Consider the following 16,662-nt stretch of genomic DNA (forward strand, 5'->3'; position numbering starts at 1 on the left):
GGGTTTCCGGGTAACACTTTTTTAATTTTTTAATAACGGGTTGGTGTACATTTCAATCTTTTTTTCTACTTTTGTGGAGATATAGTAAATGACTTTAATAAAGGAGTTAAATAAAAGTAAACCTTAGTGTTATGAAAAAAAGAATTCTCGTGACAGGTGGAACCGGATACATTGGTTCTCATACTGTGGTTGAATTGCAGAATAGCGGTTACGATGTCGTAATTGTAGACAACCTTTCTAATTCTCGTGCAGATGTAGTAGATAGTATTGAACAGATTACAGGCATACGTCCTGCATTTGAAAAGGTTGATTGCTTGGATCAGGCTGGTTTGGATGCGGTATTTACTAAATATCCGGGTATTGAAGGTATCATTCATTTTGCGGCAAGCAAGGCGGTAGGTGAATCCGTACAGAAACCGTTGCTGTATTATCGTAACAACTTGGTTTCATTGATTAACTTGCTGGAGCTGATGCCTAAACATGGTGTGAAAGGTATTATCTTCTCTTCTTCTTGTACTGTATACGGACAGCCGGACAAACTGCCTGTCACTGAAGAAGCTCCTATCAAGAAAGCTGAATCTCCGTACGGCAATACCAAGCAGATTAATGAGGAAATCATCCGTGATACAATAACTTCCGGTTCTCCGATTCATGCCATCATGTTGCGTTACTTCAACCCGATTGGTGCACATCCTACCGCATTGATTGGTGAACTTCCGAACGGAGTGCCGCAGAATCTGATTCCGTATTTGACGCAGACTGCCATGGGTATCCGTGAAAAATTGAGTGTATTCGGTGACGACTACGATACTCCTGATGGTTCTTGTATCCGTGATTATATTTATGTGGTTGACTTGGCAAAAGCTCACGTAATTGCGATGGACCGTATATTGAGTGACAAGCAGAAAGATAAAGTAGAGGTCTTCAACATTGGTACCGGACGTGGTCTTTCTGTACTGGAACTAATTCACAAGTTTGAAGAAGCTACGGGCGTGAAACTGAATTATCAGATTTCAGGACGTCGTGCAGGCGATATTGTAAAAGTTTGGGCTGACCCGACTTATGCCAATACAGAGTTGGGCTGGAAGGCTGAAACTTCTATCGAAGATACCTTGCGTTCTGCATGGAAGTGGCAGGTTCACTTGCGTGAAAAAGGTATTATGTAATTTGAAGTGTTAATAGAATTGAAAATATTGAACTAAATACGTTTTTATAACGTTATATGTGATGTACAGCTCTTGTGACTATGGTCTATGTGAATAGATGATGGGAGCAGCTGACTTCCACTTGGAACAAGCAGGGAGTTGTATTTTTGCATAGTAGTTTTGTCGTGTTTTATTTTGTGTTTGTGTTGTGGCTGTTCTCCGACGAGAGTCGGGGAACAGTTTTTTTATGTTTCCAGATTTTTTATACCTTTGCATCCGATTTTCGAATCAAGGGAATGGGACTTCCCTGTGATAAACCGCTAATGAGTAGCTGATAGTTCCTGCCAAGGTGGGTCTTTCCCAGAGGACCGGCAGGACGAATTGTATCTACATCCGGACTTTGTGGAATGCTTGCCACTTTGGTTTTAGTGAAAACCGCATTGGATGTAAGAAAATAACAAATTGTATGAAGACATTAAAAAATCGGAAGTATTGGTGGAAACTGGAGCAGTTTCCTTTGTTCTTGTATTTGCTCAAGTGGCTCTTTTTGTCCGCATTGTCGGGTGCCTGCATTGGTTCCGCCTCTGCGTTGTTGCTGGTATCGTTGGAATGGGCCACACAGTATCGTGAGCAGCATCTTTGGATCATAGCTTTGTTGCCCGTGGCCGGACTGGTTATTGGACTGATGTATCATTACCTGGCTGGGTCGGCTTCCAAAGGAAACAATTACCTGATAGAAGAAATCCGTTCACCCCATGACATCATTCCCTTTCGAATGGCTCCCTTGGTATATATCGGTACGGTATTGACGCACTTGTTCGGTGGGTCTGCCGGAAGGGAAGGGACTGGTGTGCAGATGGGTGGAGCGATTGCCGACCAGTTTTCCCGCTTGTTTCGCATGCGGCGCAGAGACCATCGGTTGATGGTGGCCATCGGTATCAGTGCAGGTTTTGCTTCTGTGTTCGGGACTCCGCTGGCGGGAGCTGTTTTCGGTCTGGAAGTTATTGTGGTGGGACGGATGCGCTACGAAGCCATCTTGCCCAGTTTCCTTTCAGCGGCTGTAGCCAGCATGGTGTGTCATGCCTGGGGAGTGGCACATACGCATTATATAGTAGCGGAAGTACCCACGCTTGATGGGAGCAAACTGCTATGGACGGTAGCAGTGGGCATTCTTTTCGGCTTGGCTGCCATGTTGTTTTCGCGTTCCATCGGCTTTTGGTCGGGCGTGGCCAAACGTATCAGTTATCCGCCGTTGCGTCCGTTGGTAGGAGGTGTGGTGATAGCCGCAGCAGTATGGTTGATGGGAACCACGAAATACATAGGTTTGGGTGTGCCTACTATTGTAGCTTCGTTTTCCGAGCAGCAGATGTGGTATGACTTCCTGTTGAAAATTCTCTTTACGACCTTTACCATCGGAGTGGGCTTTAAGGGAGGAGAAGTAACTCCTTTGTTCTTTGTGGGTGCTACGTTGGGAAGTGCCTTGTCGGCCATCGTGCCTCTTCCCATGGGATTGCTGGCGGGTATTGGTTTCGTGGCTGTGTTTGCCGGAGCCACCAACACTCCGATAGCCTGTACGTTGATGGGTATCGAATTGTTTGGGGCAGAACCGGGAATTTACTTGGGCATTGCCTGTGTAGTGGCCTACTTGTTTTCCGGCCATACGGGTATTTATACCGCGCAGCTGATTGGAAGTCCGAAGCATTTGGCTTATCTTCGGGAGAAAGGAAAGACCTTGGCCGAAAGAAAATGACTTCCGGAGCTTCTTTTAAGTACACACAGTTATAGTCAAATCGCAGGGATAAATTTGGCTCGACGCGTTCGTGCGGAGACCTCATCACGTACGTGACGAGAGGTCGACACGAACGTGCAGAGGTCTCATCACGTACGTGACGAGGCATTTATGACTTTGCATTTCATAAAAATTGCAGGAATCGTTTGGTCGTGAAGTAGAAAAATCCTATCTTGTATGAAGAACCAATTAGAAATCATATGGAAATCAAGCATGACGAATCCCGGCAAGAGTTTTATGTGGAACTGGAAGGGCACCGGGCCCATGTAGCCTATCAGATTCACGACGGAGGACTGGACATACGGCATACTATTGTTCCGGAAGCGATTGGAGGCAGAGGTATTGCTTCTGCGCTGGTAAAGGCTGCTTACGATTATGCCCGTTGCAAGGGACTGAAGGCTATTGCCACTTGTTCATACGCGGTCATCTGGTTACAGCGTCATCCGGAGTATCAGGGGGAAGTGGGCGATGATTATGCCGGACAAGGAACCTGTGCCCTGTAAGTAAGGGGGCACAGGAATCTCTTGCATCAGTTACGGTAAATTTTCTTTTTCTTGATGAAGAACAGCCACCTCAGGAAAGAGGCGGCAAAGGTATGGCTGAATGAATTGACTTCATCGGTACGGTCGTCAATGTCATTCAGGAGTTTCTCTGCGTCTTTTTCAGACAGCATGCCGCTGTTGACCATCTGCTTGACGGTACGCCGTTCGTTGCTTAGCAACATACGGATGGATTTGATGGTCAGGGCATGACCGTATGCCTTCGGGAAGTTCTGTGCCAGGTTGCTGATAAAGGCTCCCATTCGGGTCATGTTGTCATTGATTTCTGCCCGTAACACTTCGAGCACCGGCTGTTGTTCGTTGGTAATCCACTCGGAAGAGGCCAGATCGTTCAACAGTTTCAGGCTTTCCTTTTGCAGGATAATGAATCCTCGGCCCAAGTCGTACACTACCGTGATGCGTTCGCGGAAATAGAAGGTCATCCAGTTCTGGAGATAAGGAAGTCCCCGAAGACTGTTCAGCAAGTCAGTACGCTGGCAGAAGTTGAAAATGGAATGGCGCATGTTCAGCGGGTAGTTCCCGTCGTGGTCATAGAGCTCGTCGAGCGAGTTCATGAGGCGCAGAAAGGCCACTTTTGAAATGACTCCTTCTTCATAAATCTGGCGGCAGACCGCTTTTTCTTTGTCCAATACCCGCAGACGGATTTCCGGAAGCATGGCCTTGTTTTGTGGATTCTTGGCCGGTTCTTGAGGTTGGGCGGTCATGTAATTTTCCACTTTCTGCCAGTTGGCTCCATCCAATGCATCTCGCTTTTTCAAGCTTTCCAGGTATTTTTCAGAGTTCTCCCGAACCGATTTTTCCACGCGGTATGCCAGCAAGGTACGTGCGGAAGGAATGTGTGTCAGTCCCAAGCGGTTGAGCAATGCGCGCATGGTGGTGGCGTTGATGCACAAGGTCAGGGTCACGATACCGGCCGTGAAGAACAGTATCTGACTTCGGATATCTTCGGGAATAGCCGGAGTGTAGGACACCATCAGGGCCAGCGTCATGGCCAGTGCCCCGCGCAGTCCGCCCCAGGTCAGGATGACCGATTCACGTTTGGTCAGTCCATATCCCAACCGTTTCATGACCGGATACAGTAGCATGATCATGGCAAAGCGAATCAGGTTGAGGGCTACATAGAGAAGTGCCAGCAGACCGAATGCACTCCAGGAGAAATCCACTTTTTCGGCAATGACGATACCCACCAAGATAAAAATCAGGGTGTTGGCGATGTAGGTGAGCAATTCCCAGAAATGTTCCATGAAAGTATTCACCTGCGGTTTCAGTCGCGGTTTACCTACGTAAGTCACGGTTAGTCCGAAAGCCACGAGGGCAATTACGCCCGATACCCCGAGATAATATTGCGAGAGGATGAAGGTGAGGTAAGCTGCCAGGATGATGACGCTGTTCTGCACCATCTCTTCCGAATTGATGCGGGTGATGAACCAGATGACAATACGTGCCAGGAAGAATCCTAACAGGGTACTGATGCCCACTTCCTGAATAAAAGTGACCAGCGGAGAGGTGTGCTCAGTTTCACCCGAAACGTAGGCACCGAAGAAAAGCATGAAGCACACGATACCCGTTCCGTCGTTCAGCAGAGATTCCGCGTCGACGAGGGTGGAGAAGCGTTTGCTGGTTTTCAGTTCGTGCAGCAGGGCCACGACGGCTACCGGGTCGGTGGCACTGATCAAGGCACCGAACATGAGGGCAAATGCCCATGTCCACGATTCCAGTCCTGGAACAAACGTCGCGATACCCATGAGGAAGGCTGCCGTCAGCAACATACAGATGACGAGCCCCGGAGCGGCCAGCAAGGTCGCATTGGCCAGGGTCTTCTTGAAAATATGCAGGTTGAGTTCATAGGCCGCATCAAAAATCAGGATGGGCAGGAACAGGTAAAGAATCAGGTCAGGATTGATGTTGGCTACGGAGTTGACCGCATTGTGCAGTTCCGGCAGAGACTGGAACACTCCGGTGCGGTTCAGCACGCCTACAAGAATTCCGATGGCAAACAGGCCGACGGTGTAGGGCAGACGGCTGTGCTTGAGCAATGCTTTCAGGATAGCTCCGATAATGAGTCCTCCGATGGTCAGCAACAGAGGGGCAAGAAAGGTGTATTCTTCCATAGGTTTGAGGTTCAATAAAAAATGAGCATTTGAATATTTAACAAAGTTAAAGAATCAAATGCTCATACACAAGCGGACAACCGCTTATTTCGTTTCTTTCTCTGCAATTTCTTGGGCCAGCTTGCGGGCTGTTGCCCGGTCGGGTTTGCCGGTACCGGTTTGCGGTAACTGCCGGATACGGAAAACCTGTTTGGGTCGCCAATAGGGGGAAAGGGAATGGAAGGCCTCTGTCAGCACAGATTCAGGACAAGCTGCTTCCGGGTCCTCCAGTAGCAACACGATGCGTTCACCGAACTTGGGGTCGGGCACGGCAGTCACCTGAAAAGGACAGGTGAGGGTAGCCCGCAGCGCGTTTTCCACTTGCTCAATTTGTACCTTGACGCCCCCCGTGTTGATGGTGTTGTCTTTCCGTCCCAAAATGTGGAACTGTCCCTGCGCATTGAACTCGCAGATGTCGTTTGTCGTCAGAATCTCCGGACAAACGGCCGGTGCCTCGATGGTCAGGGCGTTTTCCGGGGAAAGAGACAGCTTGACGTGCTGGAAAGGCGTGTACCAGTCGGACGCTTCCGGTCCGTTGAGTCGTCGTAGGGCGATGTGTGACAGGGTTTCAGTCATGCCGTACGTGCTCCACACCGCGTGGGGGAATGACAACAGTTGGTTTCCCAAAGACGTATCGATGGCTCCTCCGCCGATGATGAGATGACGGATTTGCTGAAGGCGTTCTTTCTCTTCAGGTACTTGCAAGGAATTGTATACCTGCATGGGAATCATGGCCGCAAAAACGGGGGTGGTGCTTGTCTGGGCTAACGGATGTCCGCTGGGAGTGACAGGCAGCAGGTCCAGTCCAGCCACCAGCGCCCGTACGACGACCATCTTTCCGGCGATGTATTTCAATGGCATGCAGAGCAGGGCGGTGTCGCCTGTATGCAATCCCAGGAAACTGACCGTCAGCATGGCACTTTGCATCATGCGTTGTTTCTCTACATGCAGCGGTTTGGGTGTCCCCGTCGAGCCGGACGTGTGTACCAGTACGGTGTCGTGGTCATCGAACCATTCACGCAGGAAATCGGCCAAAGAGGCTTGGAAACTGTCTGCTCCGTATCGTGCATAGAAGGTTTCCTGTAGAAGGCTGGGGCGTCCTTTCTGGCGGGAACGGGCCTCTGCGGCCGAATAGTCTACTCCTTCTATTCGGATGTGCTGACGGGCAATGTCGGTGATAAAGGTAGGATGGCTCATGTCAGATACGGTTCAAGAAAGTCAGAAAATCGGGCGCCTTTTCTTCCGGATGGAACCACAGGCAGTCCCCCTCGATGTGCAGCGGATAGTCGAGGTTGTCGGTAAAGAGCAGGCCAGTGCCCAGTCCTTGCGGCATGGTGGGATGAAGCGTGGCACACCATTGTGCGATGGCATTCAGGCCGATGTTCGATTCCAGGGCTGAAGTTACCCAGTAGCCGATGCCTCTTTCCTGGGCCAGGGAAATCCATTCTTCGGCTCCTCGGATGCCCCCGTGGAGCGACGGTTTCAGGATGATGTATTGCGGGCGGATGGTATCTAACAGTTCTTTTTTCCGGTCAATTTCGTTTACACCAATCAGTTCCTCGTCCAGTGCAATGGGGAAAGGAGAGGCGACACACAGGGCCTTCATCGCTTCCCATTGTCCGGCCCGTATTGGCTGTTCGATGGAATGAAGCTGGAATTCGTTCAGTTGTGTCAGTTTTCGAAGGGCATCTTCCGGTTGGAAAGCTCCGTTGGCATCTACACGCAGTTCGATGTCGGAAGCGGAGAAATGTTGACGGATGTGAGCCAGCAATTCCAGTTCCCGTTCAAATTCGATGGCACCGATTTTTACTTTGATGCACCGGAATCCGGCTTTCATCTTTTCTTCGATGCGGCGGTACATCTCATCAAAATTGCCCATCCAAATCAGTCCGTTGATAGGAATACCTTGTGTACCCCGGCTGAAGGGGGTGTCCCAGAATCTCAGGCTTCGGGCCTGCAGGTGAGCAAAGGCTGTTTCCAGTCCGAAGAGGATGGAAGGATAAGGACGAAGCGCCTCGTAGTCGATGCGACCGTCGGCTGCGGTCTTTTCACTGATTTCGGTCAGCAGGCGAGGGTAGTCGGGCAGGTCGTCACAGCTCAAGGCAGGTAGGGGGGCACATTCGCCCACACCATACTGTCCGGTTTCTGTATCAGTAAGCAGAAGGTACCATACTTGCCGCACATGATACACCCCGCGGGAAGTACCGGCCGGTTGTTTGAAATGAAGGGTACGTGGAAATATTTTCAGTGAATACATGATAAATTCTGTAAGGGATGAAACAATAAGCGGACAGAGAGCAAAAGAGGGTTCTGCTTTCTGTCCGGCATATACTTATTCAGATGGTTAATCAGGGGAATTTAGGATACTTGCTCCAGTCGGGTTTCCGTTTTTCGAGGAATGCCTTTCCACCTTCCTGCGCTTCATCGGTCATGTAATACAGCATGGTCGCATCTCCGGCAAGTTCCTGAATACCGGCCTGTCCGTCCAGTTCCGCGTTCAGTCCGGCCTTGATCATACGCAGGGCCAGCGGGCTGTGCTGCATCATGGTTTCGGCCCATTCCACTACTTCGTCTTCCAACTGGTCGAAAGGTACGACCTTGTTCACCAGTCCCATTTCCAGGGCTTCCTGGGCAGAGTACTGACGGCAGAGGAACCAGATTTCGCGAGCCTTTTTCTGCCCCACAATGCGGGCCAGGTAAGAAGAGCCGAATCCGGCATCGAAGCTACCCACCCGAGGACCTGTCTGTCCGAAGATGGCATTTTCAGAAGCGATGGTCAGGTCGCAGACCACGTGGAGCACGTGTCCGCCCCCGATGGCATATCCGTTGACCATGGCAATGACCGGTTTCGGGATGGAGCGAATCTGTTTCTGTACGTCGAGCACGTTCAGGCGGGGTACACCGTCGGTACCTACATAACCTCCGTGACCTTTCACGTGCATGTCGCCGCCGGAGCAGAAGGCCTTGTCGCCGGCTCCAGTCAGTACCACCACGTTGATGTCCTGGCACTCACGGCAGATGAGCAGGGCATCGCTGATTTCAGAAGTAGTGGTCGGGGTAAATGCGTTTCTATATCGCGGACGGTTGATGGTAATTTTGGCAATACCATGATAGAAATCAAACAGAATATCCTGGTATTCTTTGATGGTTTTCCATTCTCTGGGTTGTGACATAATATGGTTATTTTAAGTTGTGATAATACGTTTTCAGGTGCTCAATGTCCTTGTCTTTCTCTGTAAATACTTCGAGCAGCATCGGTTGTGAAGTGATGGAAGGCTGGGTGAAGGTTTCTACCGCCCGGTCCAGTTCCTCGTCGTTATGGGCAGAAAGATACTGGAAGCCACGGTCCTCGGCCCAAGCCTTGGCCGAGGTGCGGTGTGTAGCCGTAATGAAGCGGCGGCTGTTCTCCTGCATCTCCAGTCCAGGAAGGGCATGGAAGATTTCTCCTCCTTCGTTGTTGAGCAAGAGGATGCGCACGTTGCTTCCGTAGTTGGCATTCCAGAGCGCATTCATGTCGTAGAAGAAGCTCAGGTCACCGATGAAGATGAAGTTGAGCTTGTTGGAGGCCGTGGCGTAACCGAGGGCCGTAGACAAGGAACCCTCAATTCCGTTGGTACCGCGGTTGGACAGCACCTCCACTTCCTGAGGGAGCGGGAACAATTGGGCATAGCGCACGGTGGAACTGTTGGCCAGGTGGAGCGAACAAGGGGCCGGCAGGTGGCCGATGACTTTCCCGATGGCACTCATCTCGGAGTAGGGGAATTCGGCCTGTGGAATCTGTTTGGACAAAGCCTCCCAGGCACGCGGATATTCCGGCGTGCGGCTGTCCATCATTGGCGCAATCTTTTCAAGGAATTCAAACGGGTCCATCTCGATGATGGTAGTCAGGCAACCGAAAAGGTCGGCCACTTGCCCGTCGGGAGCCACGTGCCAGTGCTCTACCGGCGGATGACGGCGAAGGAATTTCTTGAGCCGTTTGGAAATGATGTGTCCGCCGTAGGTGATGAGCAGTTCCGGACGCATCTTCTGTTGAGCTTCAAAATCCATGGAGCAGAGCAAGGGCTCGATGTTGCGGATGGGCTGTCCCGGAATGGTCTGGTTGCTGATGTTCTCGGTGAACCAGGCAAAATGCTTGTAGAGCATCTTGGTATATTTCTTGTCGAACAGGTAAATCAGGTTCATCTGCCCCACTACCACCATGCGCCGCTGGTAGCGGTTCAGGCGGTCGATGAGTGGCTGGTAGTCCTTTTCATACACGTTCAGCCCCTGGTAGCGGGTAATTACCCTGGCCTCCGGAAGTTCTGTCACCGGAAGTTTGAAGAAGGGCTCACTGATGGGCACGTTAATGTGTACGGGTCCTTTCCCATGGTGGTTGAGTTCCATGAGAGCTTCGTTGATGAGGCGGTTGCAGTACCATTCGTCTTCTTCCGTCTGTACTTCCGGCAAGTTGACTGATTTCTTGACCAGACCACCGAATACGCCAGGCTGGGGAAGGGTTTGCCCGTCCATCTGTCCAATCCATGCCGCAGGACGGTCGGCCGAAATGACCACGAGCGGTACTTGCTGGTAGAAGGCTTCGGCCACGGCCGGATGCAGGTTCAGCAAAGCCGTACCCGAGGTACAGCAGACTGCTGCCGGACTGCCACCGTTCAGGGCCAGTCCCAAGGCAAAGAATCCGGCACTCCGTTCGTCGGTCACCGGATAGCAAGTGAATTCCGGCATGTTGGTCAGGGTTTGTACAATCGGAATGTTGCGGCTTCCAGGGCACAACACGATTTTCTGTATCCGGTGTGCCTTCAGCAAGGCCACCAGCTGCAGGATATTTTTTTTATCTGTGTACATGATTCTTTATACGTTTTAGATTGACAGAATATTGCGCATGGTATTCATTTTCTGCTGCGTTTCTTCCCATTCGGAATCGGCCGTGGAGTCGGGCAAGATGCCGCCTCCGGCATAGAGGGTGGCCGTATTTCCTTCCAAATGCATGCAGCGAAGGTTGACGTAAAGGGTGGTATCGCCCTCTGGGTCTATCCATCCGATGATGCCGGAGTAGAAGAGTCGGTCGTGCGGTTCGGTCTGTAGAATGAACCGATAGGCTTCTTCCTTAGGCAAACCGCAGACAGCGGGTGTGGGATGTAGTTCCTGAAGTATGTGCCCCAGATGGTCGGTATCTTTCAGGCAGAAATGAAAATCAGTTTTCAGGTGTACCAACTGGCCGGCGCGGGCTGTATAAGGTCCTTTCTCGGTCAGTTTGGTGCCGAACTTCTTGACGGTTTTGCGGATGTATTCTCCCACGAATGCTTGCTCTTCTTGGTTTTTCTTGCTCCATTCCGTAGGCATGGTTTCTCCCTGCATAGGCATGGTGCCGGCCAAGGCTACGGTGTGCCATTCCTTTTCGTGCCCACTGAGGATGATTTCGGGGGTACTGCCTATCCATGTACCGGTAGAAGGAGTGTGGCACAAGGAAATCATCATGCGCGGATAGCTGTTGCAGGCCTGTATGAATGTAGCCAATGGAGAAAACTGTGGGGGAAGCGCATGGGTGGTGCTTCTGGAAAGCACCAGTTTACGGAATTGTTTTTCCTTCAGCGGCAAGATGAAGCGGCTGAAGGTTTCAGTATAGCGTTCCTTTTCTTCTTTCTCGGAAGGCTGTGTGACAGGAGCCGTCTTCTCTGGCTGGAGAGCGGGCGACCCCACAGTATATTCCTTGTGGCGATGACTCCATTCTTGCAAGGCTTGTTTGATATTTTCCCAGTCGTGCGCCATGATATCCGGCTGAATCAGTACTGCCGGACGTGCTTCAGTCAGTTGGAAAGGAGCCAGAAGAAAGCCTTTCTTTTGGTTGAGGGCTTCTAAATTAGACAAGAAGGTAGGTTCTCCTTCTTCCTGCATGACCAGAATCGGCTCGTCTGTCCACGGGAGTCGGTACAAGGCAAAGCAGACTCCCTGTCGGGTAAATGAGTCGATGAGGTGGTGATAAGTGGTTTCCGGCGTTTTCATGGACGTTTCTTGACTATTTGGTTGACAATACGTGCAGTGGAAATCAATTTTCCGTTGGAGTTGGTGATGTCGACGTTCCACAGATGGGAGGTACGGCCGCGGTGAATCAGTCTTCCGGTCGCAATCACATAGTCGCCTTTGGGTACCATATGGAGATGGTTGGCGCTGACCTGAATGCCGCAGGGCATCTCTCCCGGGGCGCACAATGGAATGGAACCGTGTCCGGCTACTATTTCTGCAAGGGCCAATGAAGCTCCTCCATTCAGTATGCCAAATGGTTGGCAGGTCTTTTCATCGACCGGCATTTGGGCTTTGACATATCCCTCTTCCATTTCGAGAAACTGAATGCCTAAATGAGCTCCCATGGAGTGATTCAAATCAGGCAATTCGTAAGAGGTTTTATCATTCATGGGTGTGTCAGTTTGAAGTTATAGTTGCAAATGTACACATTTCCTCGCAAAACATGGGAGGTTCGTTTGAGAATTCACTTTTTATGGGTAAGAGTTTTGTACGAAAAAAAAGTATCTGTTTTGTCTAATTTCTTTGCAAATTTGTCTATCCGTAAAACAAGTTTGGCTCTTGCAAGAAAGAATGGAATCTTTTTTGTTTATTGAAATATTTTTTTATATTTTTGTTATATAGATAAAGGAAACGAGTTTTTTATGAAGAATTGTTATAAAGGAGGAATAGGAATTGGTCTTTTTTTCTTGTTGTTGATGATGGGGTGTGGGGGAAAGGACCATAAGAATAAGGTAGATTATTTCGAGAGGTTCTATCAGCAGATGGAAAGAATCTCTGCTGATTCTCCTGAACATGTCAGTCGGATGGTCGACCAGATTATGCCGTCTGTCAAGGATAGTCTGATGTATTATCGGTTGATGTTTTTGAAAGTAAGAAGTTGTTTCCTGTCGTTCAGATTGGATTCGGCCTCTTTTTTTATAAATAGAATTAGTGCCTTTTGTGACGCGCATTCCGGAAGTCCGGAAATAGCTCAGTTGTATGCGATGGCTTATAATGCAAGAGGGAATATTTATGTACGTAAATCGCTGGCAGATTCTGCTTGTCAATGCTATTTGAAATCTTTTGAATATGCTACGCGAGGAGGCAGTAAGGAATCTTTGCCTGACATTTGTCTGAATTTGGCCGATGTGTATGTAAAACAGGGCCGTTATGATTTAGGGGCTTTGTGGTATAACCGTTCATTGTCTATTGCAGATTCGCTGGACATGCCTGATGAAAAGCGATTTCCGGCTTATTATGGATTGGCTCAGGTGAATATGGAGTTACGTGATTTTGCAGCATGTGATTATTATTATAATTTAGCTTCACGATATTATGACAAGATGCATCCTTTTGAGAAGCATATTTACCTGAATAACCGAGGAAACTCGTATTATTACCGGCAGGATTATAAGACTGCTTTAACCTATTTTCGTCGGTCGTTAAAGGTAGTCAATCAATATCCAGATATGAACTTTGAACGGAACCTGACCATGATTAACTTAGGAGAGGTCTTTCTGTTGCTGGACCAGTTGGATTCAGCGTCTTATTACTTGCAGAAATGCCGTGGGTTCTTTGATTCTATCCAGCATTCTACGGCTTTGTATTGCATTGACACGCAGTTGATGGAGTTGGCTCTGAAACAGGGAAATGTGTCGTTGGCCAGGGAAAGATTGAACCATGCCCGGAAATACGATCAGGTGGAGCCCAATATGATTCATGTGCGTAATCGTTACCTGCAACGCTATTACGAGAAGGTGGGAGACTACAAACAGGCCTATCATTATTTGCAAGAGAACCATCGTATGGATGACTCCATACGGAATGAGAGAGTGAAAATGAGGGCAGCAGAAATCGAACTGAAGTATGCGCAAGACAGTACACTGATGAAAAAGGAGATTTTTATCCGTGAGAAAGAAAATCAGGTGCTTCAGCTGCACCAGTGGATGTATGTCATTGTGGGTGGTTGTTTTTTGCTGATAGCTGTAGTCTTTCTCATTATCTTATATCGGAAGCGTCTGCGCGAGAAGGAGCAATGGCGTATGCAGAATGCCATTACTTCGTTGCGTTTGGAGAATGTGCGTAACCGGATTTCTCCACATTTTGTATTCAATGTCTTGAATCGGGAAATGAATCTGCATAAGGGAGAAGAAGAAAGTAAAAATCTGATTGGATTGACAAAGCTGATTCGTCGTAACCTGGAACTGACGGATTGTTTGGCGGTGTCACTGGCAGATGAGCTGGAGTTCGTGGAGACGTATGTGAATCTGGAGAAAGACTCATTGGGAGCGGACTTTCATTATCAGCTGGAGGTAGATGAACAGATAGACTTGCAAGCAGTGAAAGTACCTTCCATGCTGTTGCAGATACCTGTAGAGAATGCCATCAAGCATGGCTTGAGGTTAAAGGAAGGAAAACGACTGTTGCAGATAAAGGTACGTCGGACAGAGGATAATCAGGCTGAGATTACTGTTTGTGACAATGGAGGAGGCTACCGGCAAGGGAGTGTGAACCATGGTACAGGCACCGGTATGAAGGTGATTACTCAAACGATCCAATTGCTGAATATGTATAATTCACGTCCTATTGTGGTAAGGATTAATAACGTGGAAATGGGAGAGAACAAGGAACTGGGATGTGAAGTTCGGTTTGTGGTTCCTTTGAATTATTCTTATCAATTAAAGAAAACGAAGAAACATGAATGATAGAATGAAAGCGGTTATTGTAGATGACGAAGAAGCGGCTATTGATAATCTTTGTTTTGAATTAAAAAAATATCCGTGGATATCCGTGGAGGGGGTAGCTCATAACGGTAAATCGGGCATTCGCTTGATTGAAAAAGAACATCCGGAACTCTTGTTCTTGGATGTGGAACTTCCCGACATGTTGGGAATGGATGTAGCTATCAAGATACGTGAAATTCAAAACTGGGACATGCATATTATTTTTTATACAGCCTATAATAAATACCTGATAGATGCATTGAGAAGTTATGCCTTTGATTTTCTATTGAAGCCTGTCGACTCAGAGGAATTGTCGAAGGCTTTAGGACGTCTGCGGGAAGCGGATGGCATGAAGAACCCTACGAATTTCTTGGTGACTAATGGGCACGAGAGAGAAAAATCTTTTATGGTGGTTACACCGATGGGAGATTTACGGATATTGCGTGTATCGGAGATTGGTTATTTCCGGTATGTGTCCGACCGGAAAATTTGGGAAGTGGCTTTGACCAACGGTTCGTTTATTCCCCTGAAACGGAATACAAGAGCTGAAAATTTGTGTGCTTATGACACCGCTTTTGTACAGATTCATCAGTCCTATATTATTAACATGAATTATTTGCTGATGGTGCAAGGTGGGCAATGTGTGATGTATCCTCCTTTTAATGAAGTGGATGAATTGCAGGTCTCTAAAAAATACCGGAAAGAGATGATGGAACGCTTCTGCCAACTTTAGTAAATTGTTTTTGGCTATTTGGTTGCAAAAAACAAGCGCTTGGTGGTACATATCTGTCGTTTGGTTGCAAGAGTGCACTTTCCGCTTTCTTCTCTATGATGAATATTTTTATTTTTGTATTATATTTTAATCATAGAGGGTATGAAAAACTTAGGATGTAAAGGCTTGCTTCTGTTGGGAGGCATGCTGGTATGGGGAGGAACGTTACAGGCTCAGTATCTGCGTTCCTCCTATTTTATGGAAGGGACAAGTGCACGTTTACAGTTGAATCCGGGATTGCAACCGACAAAAGGTTATTTTAATATCCCTGTGCTGGGTTCGTTCAATATGTCGGCCTCTTCTAATGTGTTGGGTATGAGCGATATTATTGATCTGGTAGGCTCCGGGAGTGAACTTTATTCAAATGGGCAGTTGTTTGATCGTCTGAAGGATGACAACCGCTTTAATATCAATCTGAATACAGATATTTTATCTTTTGGCTGGTATAGTGGAAAGGGTTTCTGGAGTGTCAATGCCGGTTTGCGTGCAGATTTTGGTGTAGCATTGGCAAAGGATATGTTTTCCATGATGCGTACCATGAATGGTTTTTCACTGGAAGATATTGCAGGTACCAGTCAGAGTTACAACATGTCTAATCAGACGTTGAATATGAAGATGTATGCCGAAGTAGGTTTAGGATATTCCCGGCGGATTACAGAAAAACTGACTGTAGGTGCACGTGTAAAGATTTTGCTGGGATTGGCTCGCGCCGAAATGAATGTGAACAAGTTCAACGTGAACCTGGAGGTTCCTGAATTGAATCGTTACGGATCCGCATCGCGTGGAGAGTTGGAGCCTGAGAATTGGTATGGGACTCATTATGATTATGCGGCAGATGGCAATGTGATTACGACCTTGAAAGGGGGAGGCATGACATTTGATCGTGACGGAAGGATTGATGATTTTGATTTTGACGGGGGTGATTTAGGTATTGCAGGTTCTGGATTCGGTCTCGATTTGGGGGCGAGTTATAAGGTCTGGGATAACCTGACTGTATCGGCTTCTATCCTCGATTTGGGATTCTTGAAATGGAAGGAAAGTGAAACCACCGTTGCTACGGTGACAGGAGGAGAGGATGTGACGATTGATGCCACCAACTATGACCGCTATATTGGAGGAGATTTCTTGTCATTCGAGCGTTTTGACTTTAAAGAAGGTTCTCCTGAAAAAGTAAAGACAAAAACTCGCTTGTATTCCACTTTGCTGTTGGCCGGAGAATATGGGTTGTTGAATAATAAAGTGAGTGTGGGGGCAATGTATACCGCCCGTTTTGCTCAGCCGAAAACATTGAATGAATTGACATTCCTGGCTACGGTTCGTCCTAAGAACTGGTTGAATGCAGCCATCAGTTATTCTCCAATTCAGGCGGGAGGTAAATCATTTGGTTTGGCTGTGAAACTGGGTTCGTTGTTTGTGGGAACTGATTATATGTTCTTTGGTAGCAATTCTCGTGCTGTGAATGCTTTCCTGGGCATTTCTTTCCCGTTAGGAGGAGGTCAGAAGCCCTTCTCTGAATTGTAAAG

General features: G+C 48.2%; 13 protein-coding genes and 1 riboswitch. Of the genes, 6 read left to right on the top strand and 7 right to left on the bottom strand.

Annotation, left to right across the window (positions count from 1 at the left end; genetic code table 11):
- The first annotated feature begins 131 nt into the window (after positions 1-131).
- The 3 genes from galE (at position 132) to RDP42_RS01840 (ending at position 3,437) form a co-directional block, all read left to right on the top strand.
- On the top strand, positions 132-1,166 hold the full coding sequence (gene galE, locus RDP42_RS01830) for a UDP-glucose 4-epimerase GalE (RefSeq protein WP_308762286.1): 1,035 nt from the start codon (positions 132-134) through the stop codon (positions 1,164-1,166).
- 262 nt (positions 1,167-1,428) lie between these two features.
- Positions 1,429-1,496: riboswitch (Fluoride riboswitch) on the top strand.
- 115 nt (positions 1,497-1,611) lie between these two features.
- Complete coding sequence (locus RDP42_RS01835) at positions 1,612-2,895, top strand: voltage-gated chloride channel family protein (RefSeq protein ID WP_308762287.1); 1,284 nt, start codon at positions 1,612-1,614, stop codon at positions 2,893-2,895.
- A 239-nt stretch (positions 2,896-3,134) separates the two neighbouring features.
- On the top strand, positions 3,135-3,437 hold the full coding sequence (locus tag RDP42_RS01840) for a GNAT family N-acetyltransferase (protein ID WP_303912247.1): 303 nt from the start codon (positions 3,135-3,137) through the stop codon (positions 3,435-3,437).
- 26 nt (positions 3,438-3,463) lie between these two features.
- On the opposite strand, the gene RDP42_RS01845 is transcribed toward RDP42_RS01840, so the two are convergent.
- The 7 genes from RDP42_RS01845 to RDP42_RS01875 all read right to left on the bottom strand — a co-directional run bounded on the left by RDP42_RS01845 (position 3,464) and on the right by RDP42_RS01875 (position 12,054).
- A complete protein-coding gene (locus RDP42_RS01845) occupies positions 3,464-5,605 on the bottom strand; it encodes a sodium:proton antiporter (protein WP_308762288.1) in 2,142 nt (713 codons plus the stop codon).
- A gap of 84 nt (positions 5,606-5,689) precedes the next feature.
- The gene (locus RDP42_RS01850) at positions 5,690-6,841 is read right to left on the bottom strand and encodes an AMP-binding protein (RefSeq protein WP_308762289.1); all 1,152 of its coding nucleotides are present in this window, start codon (positions 6,839-6,841) and stop codon (positions 5,690-5,692) included.
- Between the two features lies 1 nt (position 6,842).
- The gene (locus RDP42_RS01855) at positions 6,843-7,901 is read right to left on the bottom strand and encodes an o-succinylbenzoate synthase (protein WP_308762290.1); all 1,059 of its coding nucleotides are present in this window, start codon (positions 7,899-7,901) and stop codon (positions 6,843-6,845) included.
- Positions 7,902-7,992: 91 nt separating this feature from the next.
- Positions 7,993-8,817: a 1,4-dihydroxy-2-naphthoyl-CoA synthase gene (gene menB, locus RDP42_RS01860; RefSeq protein WP_022354397.1), complete on the bottom strand. Its 825-nt coding sequence runs from the start codon at positions 8,815-8,817 to the stop codon at positions 7,993-7,995.
- 7 nt (positions 8,818-8,824) lie between these two features.
- Complete coding sequence (menD, locus tag RDP42_RS01865) at positions 8,825-10,486, bottom strand: 2-succinyl-5-enolpyruvyl-6-hydroxy-3-cyclohexene-1-carboxylic-acid synthase (protein ID WP_308762291.1); 1,662 nt, start codon at positions 10,484-10,486, stop codon at positions 8,825-8,827.
- Positions 10,487-10,501: 15 nt separating this feature from the next.
- Positions 10,502-11,644 carry an isochorismate synthase gene (locus RDP42_RS01870; RefSeq protein ID WP_308762292.1) on the bottom strand — a complete coding sequence of 381 codons (1,143 nt, stop codon included), beginning with the start codon at positions 11,642-11,644 and terminating at the stop codon, positions 10,502-10,504.
- A complete protein-coding gene (locus RDP42_RS01875; protein WP_308762293.1) occupies positions 11,641-12,054 on the bottom strand; it encodes a PaaI family thioesterase in 414 nt (137 codons plus the stop codon). The genes RDP42_RS01870 and RDP42_RS01875 overlap by 4 nt, the downstream gene beginning before the upstream one ends.
- 252 nt (positions 12,055-12,306) lie before the next feature.
- Between RDP42_RS01875 and RDP42_RS01880 the strand changes: the two genes are divergently transcribed.
- The 3 genes from RDP42_RS01880 to RDP42_RS01890 all read left to right on the top strand — a co-directional run bounded on the left by RDP42_RS01880 (position 12,307) and on the right by RDP42_RS01890 (position 16,660).
- Positions 12,307-14,349 carry a histidine kinase gene (locus tag RDP42_RS01880; protein ID WP_308762294.1) on the top strand — a complete coding sequence of 681 codons (2,043 nt, stop codon included), beginning with the start codon at positions 12,307-12,309 and terminating at the stop codon, positions 14,347-14,349.
- Entirely contained in the window at positions 14,342-15,100 is a 759-nt protein-coding gene (locus RDP42_RS01885; RefSeq protein ID WP_308762295.1) for a LytTR family DNA-binding domain-containing protein, read from the top strand. Before RDP42_RS01880 ends, RDP42_RS01885 begins: the two co-directional genes overlap by 8 nt.
- A gap of 141 nt (positions 15,101-15,241) precedes the next feature.
- Positions 15,242-16,660 (top strand): DUF5723 family protein, encoded by a 1,419-nt coding sequence (locus RDP42_RS01890; RefSeq protein WP_308762296.1) that lies wholly within the window; start codon positions 15,242-15,244, stop codon positions 16,658-16,660.
- The last annotated feature ends 2 nt before the right edge of the window (positions 16,661-16,662 follow it).

The sequence above is a fragment of the uncultured Bacteroides sp. genome, assembly GCF_902472605.1.
Taxonomy (GTDB): domain Bacteria; phylum Bacteroidota; class Bacteroidia; order Bacteroidales; family Bacteroidaceae; genus Phocaeicola.